At 72.5% G+C, this 15,447-nt stretch carries 10 protein-coding genes; 3 read left to right on the top strand and 7 right to left on the bottom strand.

The window, feature by feature from the left end; all coding sequences use genetic code 11:
• Complete coding sequence (locus ACQEU8_RS34245) at positions 1-594, bottom strand: TetR/AcrR family transcriptional regulator (RefSeq protein WP_433108102.1); 594 nt, start codon at positions 592-594, stop codon at positions 1-3.
• An 88-nt stretch (positions 595-682) separates the two neighbouring features.
• Between ACQEU8_RS34245 and ACQEU8_RS34240 the strand changes: the two genes are divergently transcribed.
• Positions 683-1,528 (top strand): SDR family oxidoreductase, encoded by an 846-nt coding sequence (locus ACQEU8_RS34240; protein ID WP_433108100.1) that lies wholly within the window; start codon positions 683-685, stop codon positions 1,526-1,528.
• A 140-nt stretch (positions 1,529-1,668) separates the two neighbouring features.
• Here the strand turns inward: ACQEU8_RS34240 and ACQEU8_RS34235 are convergent, their stop codons facing one another.
• The 3 genes from ACQEU8_RS34235 to ACQEU8_RS34225 all read right to left on the bottom strand — a co-directional run bounded on the left by ACQEU8_RS34235 (position 1,669) and on the right by ACQEU8_RS34225 (position 6,286).
• Complete coding sequence (locus ACQEU8_RS34235; protein ID WP_433108098.1) at positions 1,669-2,388, bottom strand: alpha/beta fold hydrolase; 720 nt, start codon at positions 2,386-2,388, stop codon at positions 1,669-1,671.
• A gap of 481 nt (positions 2,389-2,869) precedes the next feature.
• Entirely contained in the window at positions 2,870-3,871 is a 1,002-nt protein-coding gene (locus ACQEU8_RS34230) for a serine/threonine dehydratase (protein ID WP_433108096.1), read from the bottom strand.
• A gap of 63 nt (positions 3,872-3,934) precedes the next feature.
• Complete coding sequence (locus tag ACQEU8_RS34225) at positions 3,935-6,286, bottom strand: AAA family ATPase (RefSeq protein ID WP_433108094.1); 2,352 nt, start codon at positions 6,284-6,286, stop codon at positions 3,935-3,937.
• Between the two features lie 999 nt (positions 6,287-7,285).
• Here ACQEU8_RS34225 and ACQEU8_RS34220 point away from each other — a divergent pair.
• Positions 7,286-8,596, top strand: a complete 1,311-nt coding sequence (locus ACQEU8_RS34220) for an AMP-binding protein (RefSeq protein WP_433108092.1) — start codon at positions 7,286-7,288, stop codon at positions 8,594-8,596.
• A 106-nt stretch (positions 8,597-8,702) separates the two neighbouring features.
• Here the strand turns inward: ACQEU8_RS34220 and ACQEU8_RS34215 are convergent, their stop codons facing one another.
• Together ACQEU8_RS34215 and ACQEU8_RS34210 are read right to left on the bottom strand one after the other, a co-directional pair.
• Positions 8,703-10,391: a DNA repair helicase XPB gene (locus ACQEU8_RS34215; RefSeq protein WP_433108090.1), complete on the bottom strand. Its 1,689-nt coding sequence runs from the start codon at positions 10,389-10,391 to the stop codon at positions 8,703-8,705.
• A gap of 139 nt (positions 10,392-10,530) precedes the next feature.
• Positions 10,531-13,185, bottom strand: coding sequence for a helicase-associated domain-containing protein (locus ACQEU8_RS34210; protein WP_433108088.1), 2,655 nt, complete (start codon positions 13,183-13,185; stop codon positions 10,531-10,533).
• Positions 13,186-13,432: 247 nt separating this feature from the next.
• On the opposite strand from ACQEU8_RS34210, the gene ACQEU8_RS34205 reads away from it, so the two are divergent.
• Positions 13,433-14,494, top strand: coding sequence for a hypothetical protein (locus tag ACQEU8_RS34205; RefSeq protein WP_433108086.1), 1,062 nt, complete (start codon positions 13,433-13,435; stop codon positions 14,492-14,494).
• A gap of 196 nt (positions 14,495-14,690) precedes the next feature.
• Here ACQEU8_RS34205 and ACQEU8_RS34200 read toward each other — a convergent pair whose 3' ends face one another.
• The gene (locus tag ACQEU8_RS34200; RefSeq protein WP_433108084.1) at positions 14,691-15,236 is read right to left on the bottom strand and encodes a hypothetical protein; all 546 of its coding nucleotides are present in this window, start codon (positions 15,234-15,236) and stop codon (positions 14,691-14,693) included.
• Positions 15,237-15,447: the final 211 nt, after the last annotated feature.

Raw genomic sequence — 15,447 nt, 5'->3', positions numbered from 1 at the left:
CTACAAGGCATCGAGCCAGTGCAGTAGGCGGGTGCCTTCGCGGGTCATGATGTCTGGATCGCGGAGGGCGTTGGCCAGGAGGGACATGCCCTGGTAGGCGGAGACGAGGGTGACCGCGAGGTCGTCGGGGTCGGGCAGGCCAAGGGCGCGGAACTGGTGTGCCGTCCAGTCCAGTAGTTGCCGTAGCACCGTGCCGACTGCGGCGTCGAGGGTGCCGTCCGCGCGTTTGTCGAGCTCGACGGCCAGGGTGCCGGTGGGGCAGCCGTGCCGGGCGGCGACATCGCGCTGCTCGATCCAGGCTTCGACCAGACCCTTGAGACGCTCCCGCGGATCCCCCAACTCCTCCAACCGACCAGTCAGTATGTCCAACTGCGCACTGTGCTCGGACAGCGCCGCCTGTACCAGCTCGTCCTTGGTCTTGAAGTAGTAGTAGACGTTCCCGACGGGCACATCGGCCGCCCGCGCGATGTCGCCGAGGGTGGTGCGCTCGACGCCCCGCTCATGCAAGACCCGGGCCGCCGCCGCCGTGAGCCGTCGCCGCTTCTCCGAGGCCCGCGCCCGCGGCTTCGGCTTCGGCTTTGCTGAGTCAGTCACCCAACTCACTATAGACGGCCCCCGGTGGGGCTGTGCTACGGTCTGCTCATCGAAGTAAGTCAGTCAACTAACTCACTTGGGGACCCGCATGATCGTGGTGACAGGCGCAACCGGCAACATCGGACGGACACTGGTACCGCTGCTGGCCGAGGCGGGGGAGGAGGTCGTCGCCGTCTCCCGGCAGACACAGCCCGAGGGCCTGCCGGCCGGAGTCCGGCACGCCCGGGCCGACCTGGCGGACTCGGCGAGCATGCGGCCGGTCCTCGAAGGCTCCGACGCCCTCTTCCTCCTGCTGGGCGGCGACCTCAACGGCCCCGGCGAAAGCGCGAGCGCCCTGCTGGACGTGGCCGTCGAAGCAGGCGTCAAACGCGTCGTCCTGCTCTCCTCGCAGATCAACTCCACCCGCCCCGAAGCCCCCTCGCACGCCCGACTCCGCGAGTTCGAGGCCGCGGTGCGTGCGTCAGAAGCGGACTTCACGATTCTCCGCCCGGGCGGCTTCGCCTCCAACGCCTACGCCTGGGCCGAGGCCGTCCGTACGAAGCGCACGGTCTTCGCGCCGTTCGGAGACGTGGCGCTGCCGGTCGTCGACCCGGCGGACATCGCCGAGGTCGCCGCGGCAGCGTTGCGGGAGGACGGGCACGCGGGACGTACGTACGAGCTGACCGGCCCGGAGGCGATCAGCCCACGGCGCCAGGCCGCGGCGATCTCGGAGGCCCTGGGCGAGGAGGTGGCCTTCGTGGAGCTGTCCCGCGAGGAAGCCCACGCCCAACTGGCACAGTTCATGCCGGAGGAGGCCATCGCCGGCACCCTGGACATCCTCGGCACCCCCCTCCCGGCCGAGCAACGCATCAGCCCCGACATCGAGCACGTCCTCCACCGCCCGGCCAGCCCCTTCACCGAATGGGCCGCCCGCAACCTCCCCGCCTTCCGCTAGGGAGTGTCCGGCGCCTCTCCCGTACCCGGCATGGAGGGCTGCGCTTGCCCACCCTGCGCCCTGGGGGTACCCCCTGCTCGAAGAGCTTGTGGGAGCAGACTGCCCAAGCACAGCGGGGAGAGGCGCAAACGGGCTTGAGCTCAGCCCTTCAACGCAACGCCGACACCGTCGATCCAGCCATCCAACGACTTGAGGAAACCGGCCGGATCGTCCCGGTGGATGCAGTGTCCGCTTTCCGGCACCACCCGCACCTCGAATCCCCGCTCCCTCAGCAACGCCGCGCCCTTCGCGTCGATGCACAGGCTCGGATCGGAGAGCTGCACGAGGGAGGGCACGACAGCGGTCTCGGGCAGATAGTCGCTGTCGAACTGCGCCACCCCGTCCAGAAATGCGACGTCGAACAGCGCGAATCCGGCCACTTCCGCCGCCACATCCTCCGGCGACCAGCGCGGATTCCGCTCCCGTATGCTCTCGGCGGTCGAGGAGATGACCATCTCCCGCATGGCCGCCGTCGCGGCCGCCGGAACGTTCCCCAGTAAGAACCCGGGATCGGAGTACACGGCCCGTGCGGGCCGCAACCGGTCGACGGCCAACGCCAACGCCAGCCCTCCGAGCGAGTGCCCGATCGCCACTTGGGCGCCGGCCGGCAGATTTTCCACCAGGTCGTCGGCGAGCAGTTCGGCTCGGTACTCACCACGCGGACTACGCCCGTGCCCCCGCAGATCCGGCGCGACGACGCGGTAACCGAGCCCGAGCAGATGATCCTCGACGGCATGCCAGGTGCGGTGGTCGGCCATACCCCCGTGAATGAGCAGCGCGACCTTGTCGCCGGTGCCTCGCTCGTGCACGTTCAGCTTCATCGGGGCCTCCCGCGGCCGGGTGGTGAACGACCTGATGGCACGTATAACCAGCCAGTCTCAGTCCGCCCGCACCCAACAACAAGAGGTCGCCGCCCGGGGGCGCACAACGCGCTCCCGCACAATTTTCAAAAAGAAAGACCCCCACCCCCGGCCAACCGACCACCGGCGTGCCACGAGCGGAGCGAGAAGACGAAACCGTAACTACAACGCGGCAGCAGCCAGCTCCCCCGCAACCCATACCGACCGGCTGGTCGGCTCACGAACCCCCAACCCCGCGACGGCGGCGGCACGGCGCGCAACCCAAACGAACCCGCACAGCTCCCAGAACGAACCGCAACCCACGACCCCTCCCCCCGTAGCCAGCCATCAAGGCGCGTTCGCACGAACCAAAAACCCGGCAACCAACGCCAAATTTACGCATCCCAGCGCAGCCGCCACCCCAGCGCAGCCATCCCCCAGGGCGCCCCCAGGGCGAACCCCCTCAGCCCCCGAGCTCCCCCGGATCCGCATTGCCCCCGCACAACACCACAACCACCCTCTCCCCAGCGGAAGGCACATAAGCCGCGCCCTCGACACCGGCAACCGCGGTAGCCGCCGCGTTCTCCACCGCCAGCCGATACCGCTCCCACAACCCCCGCCGCGCCGCGACCACCGCCTCATCACTCACCAACACCGACCGCACATTCCGATGCCCCGCAGCCGACAACGCCATCGGCGTCGCCCTCCGCGCCCCCAACGCATCGGCGGCAACGGAGTCGACCGTCACATTGACCACGCGCCCCGCCTCCAACGCGGCGTTCAGCGCCCGGCACCGCTCTGGCTCGACAGCCACCACCCGGATCCCGTGGTGCTCCGCGGCAGCGGCGACCCCGGCGAACAGACCTCCCCCGCCCACCGACACCACCACCGTGTCGACGAGCGGCACCTGGGACCGGATCTCCTCCACCAACGTCCCCGCCCCCGCCGCGATCAGCGGATGGTCGTACGCGTGCGAAGGCAGCGCGCCGGTGTCGGCCGCGAATGCCTCGCACGCCGCCGCGGCGTCGGCGTACTCCACACCCGCGAGCCGTACCTCGGCCCCGTACGAACGCAGCCGGTCGATCTTCAACTGCGGTGCGGTCTCCGGCAGGAACACCGTCGCGGGCACCCCCAGCCCCCGCGCGGCCCACGCGCACGCGAGCCCCGCGTTGCCGCCGGAGGCGATGGTGACGCCCGCTTCGGGGAGTTCTCCGCGCTCGCGGTGCGCGACCAGGAAATTGACCGCGCCCCGCGCCTTGAAGCTCCCGGTGTGCTGCATGAACTCCAGCGCGAAGAACAGCTCGTACTCCGCGGCCGCCGGGCCCGCTGCCACCCCCGCCCCGACGTCCGCGTCCGCCCCCGAGTCCGCGCCCGCGACGTCGGCGCGCACAACCGCGACAGGACGAACGCGGTCGGCGACCCGATCAGCGGCGGTTTTGACATCTCCGTAAGAAAGATGATGCACGGCGCGACTCCTGGACGTGCTCGGACGTGCTCGGACGTGAAGGGACAAAGATCTACGTTACGGCTACGTTACGGCCTCGCACCGACCGCCCCGTTGCTCCGTCAACACTTCCGTCGACAGCGCCCCCGGAAGGGGTTCCGCGTGCACGACGACGAGTCCCGAGACCGCTCGGGTCAGCGAGACGTACAGCCGCCGCAGTCCCGTTCGCTCGTCGGGCTCGCCGGCCACGATCGCGGCGGGCTCGTCCAGCACCACGTAGTCGTACTCCAGACCCTTGGCCAGCGTGGCCGGTACGAGCGTCAACCGCGCCTGAGCGCTGGTCTCCTCCCCGGGCGACAGACAGTCGAGCCCGGCGGCGTCCAGTGCGGTGCGCAGCGCGGCGATCCGCGAGTCGGCGGCGATCAGGCCGACCGACCCCTCCCTCTCCAGCGCCTCCCGGCACGCGTCGACGACCATCCGATCGAGCGCTTCGCCCGCGGGAGCGGACCCGGGACCGCCGCTCGAAGCCCTCCCGGGAGCGCCGTCCGCAGCGTCACCCGGAACCCGCCGTACCGCGAAGTCCCCCGGCGACTCCCGCACCGACGTCGCCGGACGCAGCCCCGGCGCGATGGCGGGCAGCAACCGTGACGCGTACGCGATCACCTCCCGCGGCACACGGAACCCCTCCGTCAACTCCTCCACCACAGCGCCAGGTTTTCCCAGATGCTCCAGCGCTGACTCCCAACTCTCGGTTGCCCACGGCGTGGTGCCCTGCGCCAGGTCGCCCAGCACGGTCGCCGAGCCGGTCGAGCAGCGCCGCCCCACCGCGCGGTACTGCATCGCGGAGAGGTCCTGCGCCTCGTCCAGCACCACATGCCCCAGGGAGGGGGTGCGCTGCACCAGGTCGGCGGCCTCGTCCACCAGCACCGCGTCGGCGGCCGACCACTTGGCGCTCTTGACCCCGCGCGGCGCCTTCTCCCACAGGATCGCCCGCTGCTCCTCGGGACTGAGCACGCCCTCGGCCTGCTCCGCGAGGAACTCCGCGTCGGACAGCAGCCGCAGCACCAGCTTCGCCGGGTCGACGACCGGCCACACCTGACGCACCACGGCCTTCACCGCCGCGTTGCGTGCGACCGCGTCCTGTACGCGGTCGTCGGGCGCTTCGCCCGCCTGCTCCATCCGCACCAGCACGGCGTGCGCGATCCGCTGCGGCAGCGCCTCACGCCCCGCCCCGTACCGCATGTCGCGCGCCAGCAACTCCCGTACCAGCTCCTCGATCTCGTACGCGGGAATCCGCCACCGGCGCGAGCCCCGTACCACCACACACGGCTCCTCCGGCAGCGGCCGTACCCCGGCGCGTACGGCACGGCGCAGCACCTCCGCCATCCGCGCGTCGCCCTTGATCCGGGCCGCCTGGGCGCTGTCCACCGCGCGTACGGGCACGTCGGGCCGGGCCACCAGCGCTTCGACGGTCGTCTGCCGTACCGCCACCTCGCCCAGCGCGGGCAGGACTTGCTCGATGTAGCGGAGGAAGGAGTCGTTCGGTCCGATGACGAGCGTGCCCGTGCGGGTCAGCCGCTCCCGGTGCGCGTACAGCAGATACGCCACCCGGTGCAGGCCGACAGCCGTCTTCCCCGTCCCCGGCGCCCCCTGGACGCACACGGTGCCGTCGATCCCGGCACGGACGATCTCGTCCTGCTCGGGCTGGATCGTGGCGACGATGTCCCGCATCGGACCGACGCGGGGGCGCTCGATCTCCGCCTGGAGCAGCGCGCTGGTGCGACGCGGGGCGCCCGGGGCCCGCTCCCGGTCGGCGTCCGCGGCGGGGCCGGTCAGATGCTCGTCCTCGTACGCGGTCAGCTCGCCGCCCGTGTAGCCGAACCGCCGTCGCAGCGCCACTCCCTGTGGGTCCTTCGGGGAGGCGCGGTAGAACGGCTGCGAGACCGGGGCACGCCAGTCGATGACCATGGGGTCGCCGTCCGCGTCGTGGACATGCCGCCGGCCGATGTAGAACGAATGCCCGCCGCGGCTGTGGTCCTCGGCCGGGCGCGGATCGTCCCCGAACGCGTCCAGATAGTCGAGGCGGCCGAAGAACAGCGGCGCGTGCGCGAGATCGGCCAGCGCCGCGATACGGGCCTCGATGCCGCCGGCGAGAACTTCCGCGTTGACCCAGTTCGCCGTCACATCGCGGATGTCGAGCGCCTCGGCGTCGGCGCGCATGGCACGCAGGGCGGCTCGTGAGGCCGCGAGGTGGGCGCGTTCGCGGCTGAGAGGGTCGGCGGGAGGGTTGCCGAGAGGGCCGCCGGGAGGGTCGGCGTCGGGGGTGGGCCGGTCGGTCGATTCGGGGGAGGACCGGTGGGTCGGGTCGGGGGAGGGGCGATCGGTCGGGTCCGGGGAGGGGCGATCGGTTGGATCGGGTGCGGGTCGAGTGGTCACCAGGCTGCCTCCGGCGTGCACGGTACGAGCACCTGTGTGCCGCATACGGGCATGCGGGCGGGCACACCGCGTCCAGGGCATGCGGATCCGCGGACGCAGGGCAACGCAGCACGCGGGTGCGGGCGTACAGATGGATGGACAGGTCTACGCAGATCTACGTACTGGTCTGCGAACGGGCCCGGCCGGTTTCCGTGCGGCGGGCGCCTCGCGCCAGGGAGGGGCGGCGAGGGGGCAAGTCGGCGATTGTAGCCATCTCTCGGGAGGTGGGCGAGGTGTTTTCGGGGCCGCCACAGCCCGCCCCGGGCGCACTCGCGGGGCGGTCCGGTGCGGTTGCGGGAAGGTGCCGTTTCGATGTCCGGGCGATGACTCGATTAAGGTCGTCGCCCAGCGGCAAGCAACGGTGATCCCGGACGGTCCGCCCGCCCGGGGACGAGGAGGCGGCACGGGTGACTGGCAGCGGCGCCGCGCACCCCGGCCCCACACACGTCGCGAACCGTCAGCCGCCGACCGCCCCCGCCCCGCCCGGCCGGCCCTCCCGGAGCCCGGCCCGACAGCCGCCATCCGGCGTGCGGGCGGCGTACACGTCGGCGATGTACCGCCACGTCCCGCTGACACCGCGCGTTCCGCGGGCAAGAATCAGCAGGGACGGCCAGGCCGACAATCCGGCTACCCACCCGGAGACGACGGACCCGAGGACGGCCCCGGCAACCGACCACGCCGGGAAGGCCGACCCCGGGAACGACCGACCCGAGAACGACGGCTCCGGGGCGACCGATCCGGAGACCGATTCGGGGACGGATCCCGGGACGAGGGAAGAGACGGGTAGGACGGACAGGACGGACCGACACCCGGCCGCTCCCGCCGACAGGCGCCGCCGAGAGGCACGCGCCTACCGGCATCGCCGACCGGCAGCCGCCGGCAGGCACCCGCCTGTCGGCACCGCCGACAGGTATCAGGACGGCCGACGACCAGAGTGTGAAGAGGCCCGAGGAGGCCGGTGTGCGAAGCACAATGCAGGACATCCCGCTGACCGTGACCCGGCTCCTCGTACACGGGGCGTTCGCGCACGGAACCGCCCAGGTGACCACCTGGGCGGGAACGGCAGGCGGGGCCGAACCCGACCGTCGTACGTTCCTCGACACGGGCGTCCGCGCCACCCAGCTCGCCGGCGCCCTGCACGACGACTTCGGGGTGACGGCCGGGGACACCGTCGCCACCCTCATGGCCAACACCGCCGACCATCTTGAGGCGTATCTGGCCGTCCCCGCCATGGGCGCCGTACTGCACACCCTCGACCCATGGCTCCCGGCCGACCAGCTCGTCGCGGCGGCGGTACGCGGCGGCGCCGAGGTGCTGATCACCGACCCGACGGGGCTCGCCCCGCTCGCCTCCGTACTGCCTCGCCTCAAACATCTGCGGCATGTGGTCGTCGCGGGCGGCAGTGATTCGGCGGCCGTGGTCAGCGGCACCGCCTACGGCGCCGAGGTGTACGACTACGAGGAGCTGATCACCGACCGCCGCAAGCGCTACGACTGGCCCGAGATCGACGAGCGCGACGCGGCGGTGCTCTGCCACGCCGCGTCCACCGACGGCACCGCCCCGCGCGGGGTCGCCTACAGCCACCGCGCGCTCTATCTGCACGCCCTCCAGGCGCAGACCCCGCAGGCGTACGGCATCGGCGAGGACGATCTCGTCCTGCCTGTCGTACCGATGTCCCGGATGCTCGCCTGGGGACTGCCGTACGCCGCGTTCGCAGGCGGCGCCTCGCTGCTGCTGCCCGGCGCCTACGACCAGGCCGCGCCGCTGACCGAGATGGCCGAACGGGAGCGGCCCACCCTCGCCGTCGCCGACCCGGCCGTGTGGGACGGCGTACTGGAGGAGCTGGCGGCCCACCCCCGGGATCTGTCCTCGCTCCGGGAGGCCGTCGTGGTGGGCGGGCCCGGCGAGGAACCCGGCGGTCCGCTGCTGGCGCAGGAGCTGGGCTGGCGGCACGGCATCAGTACGGCGGCGGCCTGGGGAGCGCCCGAGACGCTCTCCCCGGCGTGCGTGGCCCGCCCGGAGTCCGGGCACTACCGCTTCCCCGCCTCGGTCGAGTACGGCGTCACCGGGCCCGACCTGGTGCCGCTGCCCTGGGACGGCCAGTCCCAGGGCGAGCTGCTGCTGCGCGGGCCGTGGATCACCGCCTCTTACGTGGAGGACGAGGCGCCGTTGCATGAGGGCTGGCTGCGTACCGGCGAGACGGCAACCATCACCCCGGATGGCCGCGTCGCCATGAAACCGCCGAAGACCTCGTCCCAGGAGGGTCGCTGAGGGGGCGCCCCGTCAGGGGCGCGGGGAACTGCGCGACAAGCCACAATCAACCCGCAGTCCGCATGCGCCCGACAGGGGCACCCCCTCCCCGGAACCGCCGGAGCGCCTACACCTCGTCGGGCTCCGGGTCCGCACTCCCGGCGCTGTCAGAACCGCTCGCCAGCAGATCTCCCGAGTCCACGATCCGATACGCATACCCCTGCTCCGCGAGAAACCGCTGGCGGTGGGCCGCGAAGTCCTGGTCGATGGTGTCCCGCGCGACAACGGAGTAGAACCGCGCCTCGTGGCCGTCGGCCTTCGGCCGCAACACCCGCCCGAGGCGCTGCGCCTCCTCCTGTCGGGAACCGAAGGTTCCCGACACCTGTATCGCGACGGTGGCTTCCGGCAGGTCGATGGAGAAGTTGGCCACCTTGGAGACGACCAGACAGGTCAGCTCGCCCGCGCGGAAGGCGTCGAACAGCTTCTCGCGCTGCGCGTTGCTGGTGTCGCCCTTGATGACGGGGGCTCCGATGTGCTCGCCCAACTCGTCGAGCTGGTCGATGTACTGGCCGATGACCAGCGTCTGCTCGCCCGCGTGGCGGCGCACCAGCGCCTCGGTGACCCGCCGCTTGCTGTCGGTGGTCGCACAGAAGCGGTACTTCTCCTCCGGCTCGGCCGTGGCGTAGGCGAGCCGCTCGGAGTCGGTGAGGCTGACGCGGACCTCGACGCAGTCGGCGGGCGCGATGTAGCCCTGGTTCTCGATCTCCTTCCAGGGCGCGTCGAACCGCTTGGGGCCGATGAGGGAGAACACGTCGGACTCGCGGCCGTCCTCCCGCACCAGGGTCGCCGTCAGCCCGAGGCGGCGGCGGGCCTGGAGATCGGCGGTGAACTTGAAGACCGGCGCGGGCAGCAGATGCACCTCGTCGTAGACGATCAGGCCCCAGTCCCGGGAGTCGAACAGCTCCAGATGCGGGTAGATGCCCTTCCGCTTCACCGTGACGACCTGGTACGTCGCGATGGTGACGGGGCGGATCTCCTTCTTCGTCCCGCTGTACTCGCCGATCTCGTCCTCGGTCAGCGAGGTGCGCCGCACGAGTTCGTGCTTCCACTGGCGGGCCGAGACGGTGTTGGTGACCAGGATCAGCGTCGTCGCCTGCGCCTTGGCCATCGCACCGGCGCCGACCAGCGTCTTTCCGGCGCCGCACGGCAGTACGACGACGCCGGAGCCGCCGTGCCAGAAGCCCTCGACGGCCTGCTGCTGGTAGGGGCGCAGTGCCCAGCCGTTCTCGTCCAGCGCGATCCGGTGCGCCTCGCCGTCCACGTATCCGGCCAGGTCCTCGGCGGGCCAGCCCAGTTTCAGCAGCGCCTGCTTGATCTGGCCGCGTTCGGAGGGGTGCACGACCACGGTGTCCGGGTCGATCCGCTCACCCACCAGGGGCTGGATCTTCTTCGACCGCAGCACCTCCTCCAGCACCGGCCGGTCGCTGCATTCCAGCACCAGCCCGTGGGTGGGGTGCTTGCTGAGCGTGAGCCGCCCGTACCGCGCCATCGTCTCCGCGATGTCCACGAGCAGCGCGTGCGGCACCGGATACCGCGCGTACTCCACCAGCGCGTCCACCACCTGCTCCGCGTCGTGCCCGGCGGCCCGCGCGTTCCACAGCCCCAGCGGCGTCACCCGGTAGGTGTGCATGTGCTCCGGAGCCCGCTCCAGCTCCGCGAACGGCGCGATGGCCCTCCGGCACGCCTCGGCCAGCTCGTGATCGACCTCGAGCAGCAGCGTCTTGTCGCTCTGCACGATCAGGGGGCCACCGTTCACGCGTCACCCTTTCGACGTTCGGGTTCGGGGGACCAAACGTCCAGTGTGCCCTATTCGGGCGACGACCTGATCCGCTATGGCGCAGGGGGCGGCACCCGGCGGACGGGCGAAGCTCCTACGACGGGAGTCCGCCGCCCTGTCACCCCTCCGCCACCTCTGCCACCCCCGTGATCCGGTGCAGTGGATACGTGCGGACCTCTTCCGCAGTGTGGTCGTACGCGGTGACAAAGCCGCCCTCCACCTTGACCGGGGCGATCACGCGCTGCGAGGCCGCGCCGTCGGCGTTGACGTAGCCGATCCACACCGGGGTGCCGGAGAGGGTGGCGGACTGCATGGTGGCGAGGGTCTCGGCCATGACGGTTCGGGGGAGGCCGCCCGCGGGCGGCGGGGCGGTGGGCGGCTTGGGCTTGTGGGGGAGGGTGGCGGCGTGGTCGCCGGCGCGGATGGCGCGGACGGCGGCGGTCAGCAGCGCGGCGTCCGGTGCGGGCGGGCCCTCCGGTACCGGCTCCGGCGCGGTACGCGGCGGGGTGCGGTGCGCGTCGGACCGCGCCAGCAGCACATCGCCCTCGGCGGACTCGGCGGTGGGCGCGTACCCCATCTCCCGCAGCCGGGCCAGCAACTGGTCCGGCGGGGCGGGCGAGGCGAGGACGGTGGGGGCGAGCTTCCGCAGCCGCAGCGGCGCCGAGCGGCGGTCGGCGAGGATCCCGGCGAGCAGAGTGTCGTCGTCGCAGCGCACATACGAGGAGGCGGCACCCACCCGCACCTGCCCGTGCCTGCGCGCCATGTCGTCGATCAGATACGTCAGCGGCTGCGGCACCGGCGTACTGGAGTGCGCGGCCAGGAAAGCGTGCAGGTCGGCGGCGGTACGGCCGGTGTCGAGGGCGCGGCGTACGGAATCGGGCGTGAAGCGGTAGACGGTCGCGCCGCCCTTGGACTCCACATCGGCCAGTACGGCGAGGAACGCGGCCAGGTCGCGTTCCAGCGGGCCCGGCGCCACCGCGGTCAGGTCCGCCTGGAGCAGCACCTCGGAGAGGGGTTCGGGGAGGTGGGGAGCGAGTGCCTTGGCGACCGCCTTGGCGACAGCGGCGGCGCGGGCGCCATCGGTGGCGCGGGCAGCGTCGTCGGCGGCCCTCCCCGCGGCCAGCAGGGGGCGTACGTAGGTGGCGAGGGCGCCCCGGCCCGTAATGCCCAGCGTCTCCGCCTCGTCCAGCGCCCAGTCGAGGAGCCGGGACCGCAGTTCCTGCCCCGCGGTGGCCTCGCCCTGCCCGGCCGGCCGGCCCGCCGCCTGACCCGTCGCCTGCCCCGCGGCACGTGCCGCCGCCCGGTTGCCGAGCAACGGCCGCTCCCAGCGCAGCCGTTCCCGCAGCGCGTCCCGCTCCGGCGCCGAGCCGGGCGCCAGCTCGGCGAGCAGGCCGAGCGCGCGCTGCCGCACCTCGGGGGCCGGACTGCGATCGAGGCCGGGCCCCAGCGGCACAAAACCGCGGCCCCGCGCATCGCTCCCCCACCCCGTCAGCCCGGGTGTGCGGGTCGTTTCGTACCAGGCCAGGGCCAGCGTCGCCCACCGCTCGGCGGGCGCGGCGCGCAGCCAGTCGTCGTACCCGGGCGTCGGTGCGTACGCCTCGTCGACCTCGCCGTCGGAGGCCACCAGCCCCGCCACATAGGCGAGTTCGATCCAGAATGCGGCGGCGGGCTCGGGGAGATCCAGGGCGACGGCGGTCCGCTTGAGATCGCGTACCCCCAGCCCGCCCGCGCGCAGCACCGGCGGCGGCTCGGCCTCCCAGCGGCCCAGCAGCTCCTCGACGGTCGCCACCGCCGTCATCGCCTGCCCGGCCGCCGTGGCGTCCACCATCGCGCTCTCGTACGTACGCGCCACGGCGACCTGCGGCGCTGTCGGCTCCAGTACGCGGTGGGCGCGGCCGCCGCGCAGATGCAGCGCCACCTCGCGGGGCAGTACGACACTGCCGGGCGCGCTCTGGCCACCGCCCGGCTCCGCGGCGCCGGTGGGGACCAGCAGCGCCCGGTCCAGCAGCCAGCCGACCGGCGGTGAGGGTGCCTCCAGATCGACGGTGCCGTAGGGCGGTCCCCACTCCAGCTTCCGCAGCACCGCCTCGGCACCCTCCGGTGCCCCGGCGAGCAGCGCGGCCATCCGCTCGGGGTCGCTGAACAGTGCGGTCAACGCCGACAGCGCGCTGACCGGGTCGTGCGTACCGGGCAGCCCCACCCGCGCCAGCGTCTCCTGCAGCCGCGAGGGCGAGGGCTTGGCGGGCCCGGCCGCCGCGACCGCCTCCACGAGCGTGGGCCCCAGGCCGGTGGGGGACGGCGAGGTGAGCAGCTCCCGCGCCGTGCGGACCAGCCGCGGCTGCCCCTCCGGGCCCCAGACCAGAGCCCTGGCGCGCAGCTCGGCGAGCGCATGCGGCAGCCGCTCGGCGGCCTCCTCGCCCGGCAGCAGTCTGCCGAGGGCGTCCCCGACAGCCGGAGCACTCTCCTGCGGCCCCGCACCGGGGGAGGGCACAGCGCCGGGGGCCACCGCCAGCGCTTCCGCTGTCTGCAGGGTGAACTGGTCCAGGTGTTCCAGCGCCCGTACGACGGACGCCCGGGTCCCCGCGCGGGTGGCGAGCTGGGTGAGGTCGCCAGGGACGGGGGAGAGGAGGTCGGGACGGGCACGCAGCAGCGCGGCGAGCGCACTGTCGTCCCGGGCGCGGAGATCCTCCGCGAGAGTGCGGGGGCCGGACGCCGGTGCCTCCGGCGGTGCGTCCGGCTGAGAGGGAGAGCCCCCGTTCTGCTCACTGCTCATCCTCCCAACGGTAGCCGCCCTCGGCCCCGCCACCTGCCGCCCTGAGCCCTCGCCCGTCGCCGCAGCCGCTGCCGGTCCGGTGTGCCCGCCCCTTGGGCGTCACTCCCTCTCGGGAGGGTTCGCGCGGTACGGTCTTCGCGGAGGGCTTGAAGGGCTAGCGGGCTGCGGGGACTTGGTGGGGATCGAGAGCGATCAGCTTGTCTTCGACTATCTGAGCCGGGTCGGGGATCTGGCGCACAGTACGCGGATGAGCGCTGCCGAACGGGCCCGGCTCGTCGGTGGCTTGCGTGGCGAGATCGACCGGGCACGGGCCGCGGAGGGCGGCGCGGTGACCAAGGCTGCCGTGCAGAAGATCCTCAACCGGATCGGCCGCCCCGAGGAGGTGGTGGCCTCCGCGAACGGTGGGGAGAGCCCCCGCCCCGCGACCCCGATGCCCTCTTCCGAGGCTCCCGCGAAAGACGGCGGCCGAGACGCGGGCACCCGGAAGGCGCCGCGGGCGTCCGAGCCGGGGCCGGCTGTTCCGTCCCTGCCCACCCAGCGCACCGAGACCCCTACCGCTGCTTTCGGCGCCTCCTCCCCGCATCTGGCGAGCCTCGACGAACTCGGGGACGAGGACTCCGACCCGGACTGGTGGCGCGTCGACCCCAGCCCGTTCGGCACCGGGCCCGGCGGCACCAACGCCGTGGCGGCCGGGGAACCGGTACCGGGCTTCGTCGGCGGCATCGAACTGCCGGAGGTCCTCAAACCGCCGCCCACCGACGAGGACGGCAACCCGCAGACCCCCACCGCGCCTGGCACCCCAGCCGCGCCGCAGGGCACCGGACAGACTCCGACCGCCCCGGGCGCGGCCCCCGCTGCCGAGGCCGCTCCCGTCCCTGCCGCGGCACCCGGTCTCGGTGCGGCTCTCCTGCTGCGCCGACTGCTGCGCGGCAAGGGCAACGGTCAAGGAGAGGGGGTCAGCCGACGGGGCGGTGTGGTCGAGTGGACCGCGGCTGTGCTGCTGGTGGCGGGCTCCGTCATGGGCTCGCTCATCCCGCTGGCCCTCGGCTGGCTGGCCGCCTGGTGGTCGCCGAAGCTGAGCCGCACCGAGGCCAAGTGGGCGGCTCTGGGTATGCCCGGCGTGGTGGTCGGCGGCATGGCCGTCTGGCTGTGGGGCCGCGCGAACGACCGATGGGGCGAACCCCTCGCCCAGGGCAGCGACGCCCTCCGCGAGGCGATGAGCGACGCCTTCCCGGTCCTCCTCCGCGTAGCGGCCATAGCGAGCGCCCTCTACCTGATCTGGCGCGCCAGACGCCCCTCCCAGGGCTGAGCGAGGACCGGGCAGCGAGCTCACTCGGTGCTCGGGCTCCCCCAAGCACAGCAGGGGGGACGCGCCCCGTCAGGGGCGCGGGGAACGGCGCGACCAGCCTGGGGGCACCTCCCTGCTCGAAGAGCTTGGGGGAGCACCCGCAGTCCGCGAGCAACGGGCAGGGGCACCCCGTCATCGGGAACGGCCCTCCGAGGGCTCAGCGGCGCTTGCCGGTGATGCTCGCCATGCCGAAGGTACCGGCGCCGGCGACGGCGAGACCGAGAAGTGCGATGCCGCCCTTGAGGCCCTTCCACCAGAACTCGGCCGGAGCCCCGGGCTCGTGCTCCATCATCGCTTCGAAGGCCTCGCTCCCGCCGGCGTCGAGCAGCACGAACACGAAGCCGTTGCAGACGCCCATGAAGACGGCGAGCATGGCCAGCAGCGCGGGGGCGATGTACGCGCCGGGGTTGGGCCCGCCCATCCGGCCCGCCACCGCGCCCACGGTCAGGGCGAGAACGATGCCGAAGACCACATACATGACCCGCAGCCCGATCTTCGACAGATCCTCGTAGCTGGCCAGCAGCAGCCCCGCGAACACCGTGGCGCCGACGCCCGAGATGAGCCAGCCGAGCAGGAACGCCTTCGCCCCGCTGCCGCTGCGCTGCGGCGGGAAGCCGGGCTGGTACGGATAGCCCGGCCGCATCATGGGCGGCGCGGGCGGCATCGGTTGCATGGGCTGCTGCGGCTGCCATGGCTGACTCATCGTTCCCCCGTATGTGAAGCGTCTGCCGAGTTTCTCAGGGCCTAAGGTACCCAAGGTGGCCAGGTGCGGAAGACGTCGCGGTACCCAGGATCGTGCACGTTCCGCGTCGGTTACTCTGCCGGTCCAGTGCTTCGAGACTGTCATGACCCGGCAACTACCGTGACAGCAGCACAGCGTTCCAGTACAAGTTTGTACAAGCTTCCAGTAGTAG

This window comes from Streptomyces sp. CA-250714 (assembly GCF_050936705.1).
In the GTDB taxonomy this organism is placed as follows: Bacteria; Actinomycetota; Actinomycetes; order Streptomycetales; family Streptomycetaceae; genus Streptomyces.
The sequence above is the reverse complement of the archived record's forward strand: the minus strand, read 5'-3'. Positions and strand labels throughout refer to the sequence as shown.

What these genes read in the sequence shown, in the direction of transcription:
- ACQEU8_RS34240 (WP_433108100.1), top strand. Translation starts at nt 683, where the DNA reads ATGATCGTGGTGACAGGCGCAACCGGCAACATCGGACGGACACTGGTA.
- ACQEU8_RS34235 (WP_433108098.1), bottom strand. Translation starts at nt 2,388, where the DNA reads ATGAAGCTGAACGTGCACGAGCGAGGCACCGGCGACAAGGTCGCGCTG.
- ACQEU8_RS34210 (WP_433108088.1), bottom strand. Translation starts at nt 13,185, where the DNA reads ATGAGCAGTGAGCAGAACGGGGGCTCTCCCTCTCAGCCGGACGCACCG.
- ACQEU8_RS34205 (WP_433108086.1), top strand. Translation starts at nt 13,433, where the DNA reads ATGAGCGCTGCCGAACGGGCCCGGCTCGTCGGTGGCTTGCGTGGCGAG.
- ACQEU8_RS34200 (WP_433108084.1), bottom strand. Translation starts at nt 15,236, where the DNA reads ATGAGTCAGCCATGGCAGCCGCAGCAGCCCATGCAACCGATGCCGCCC.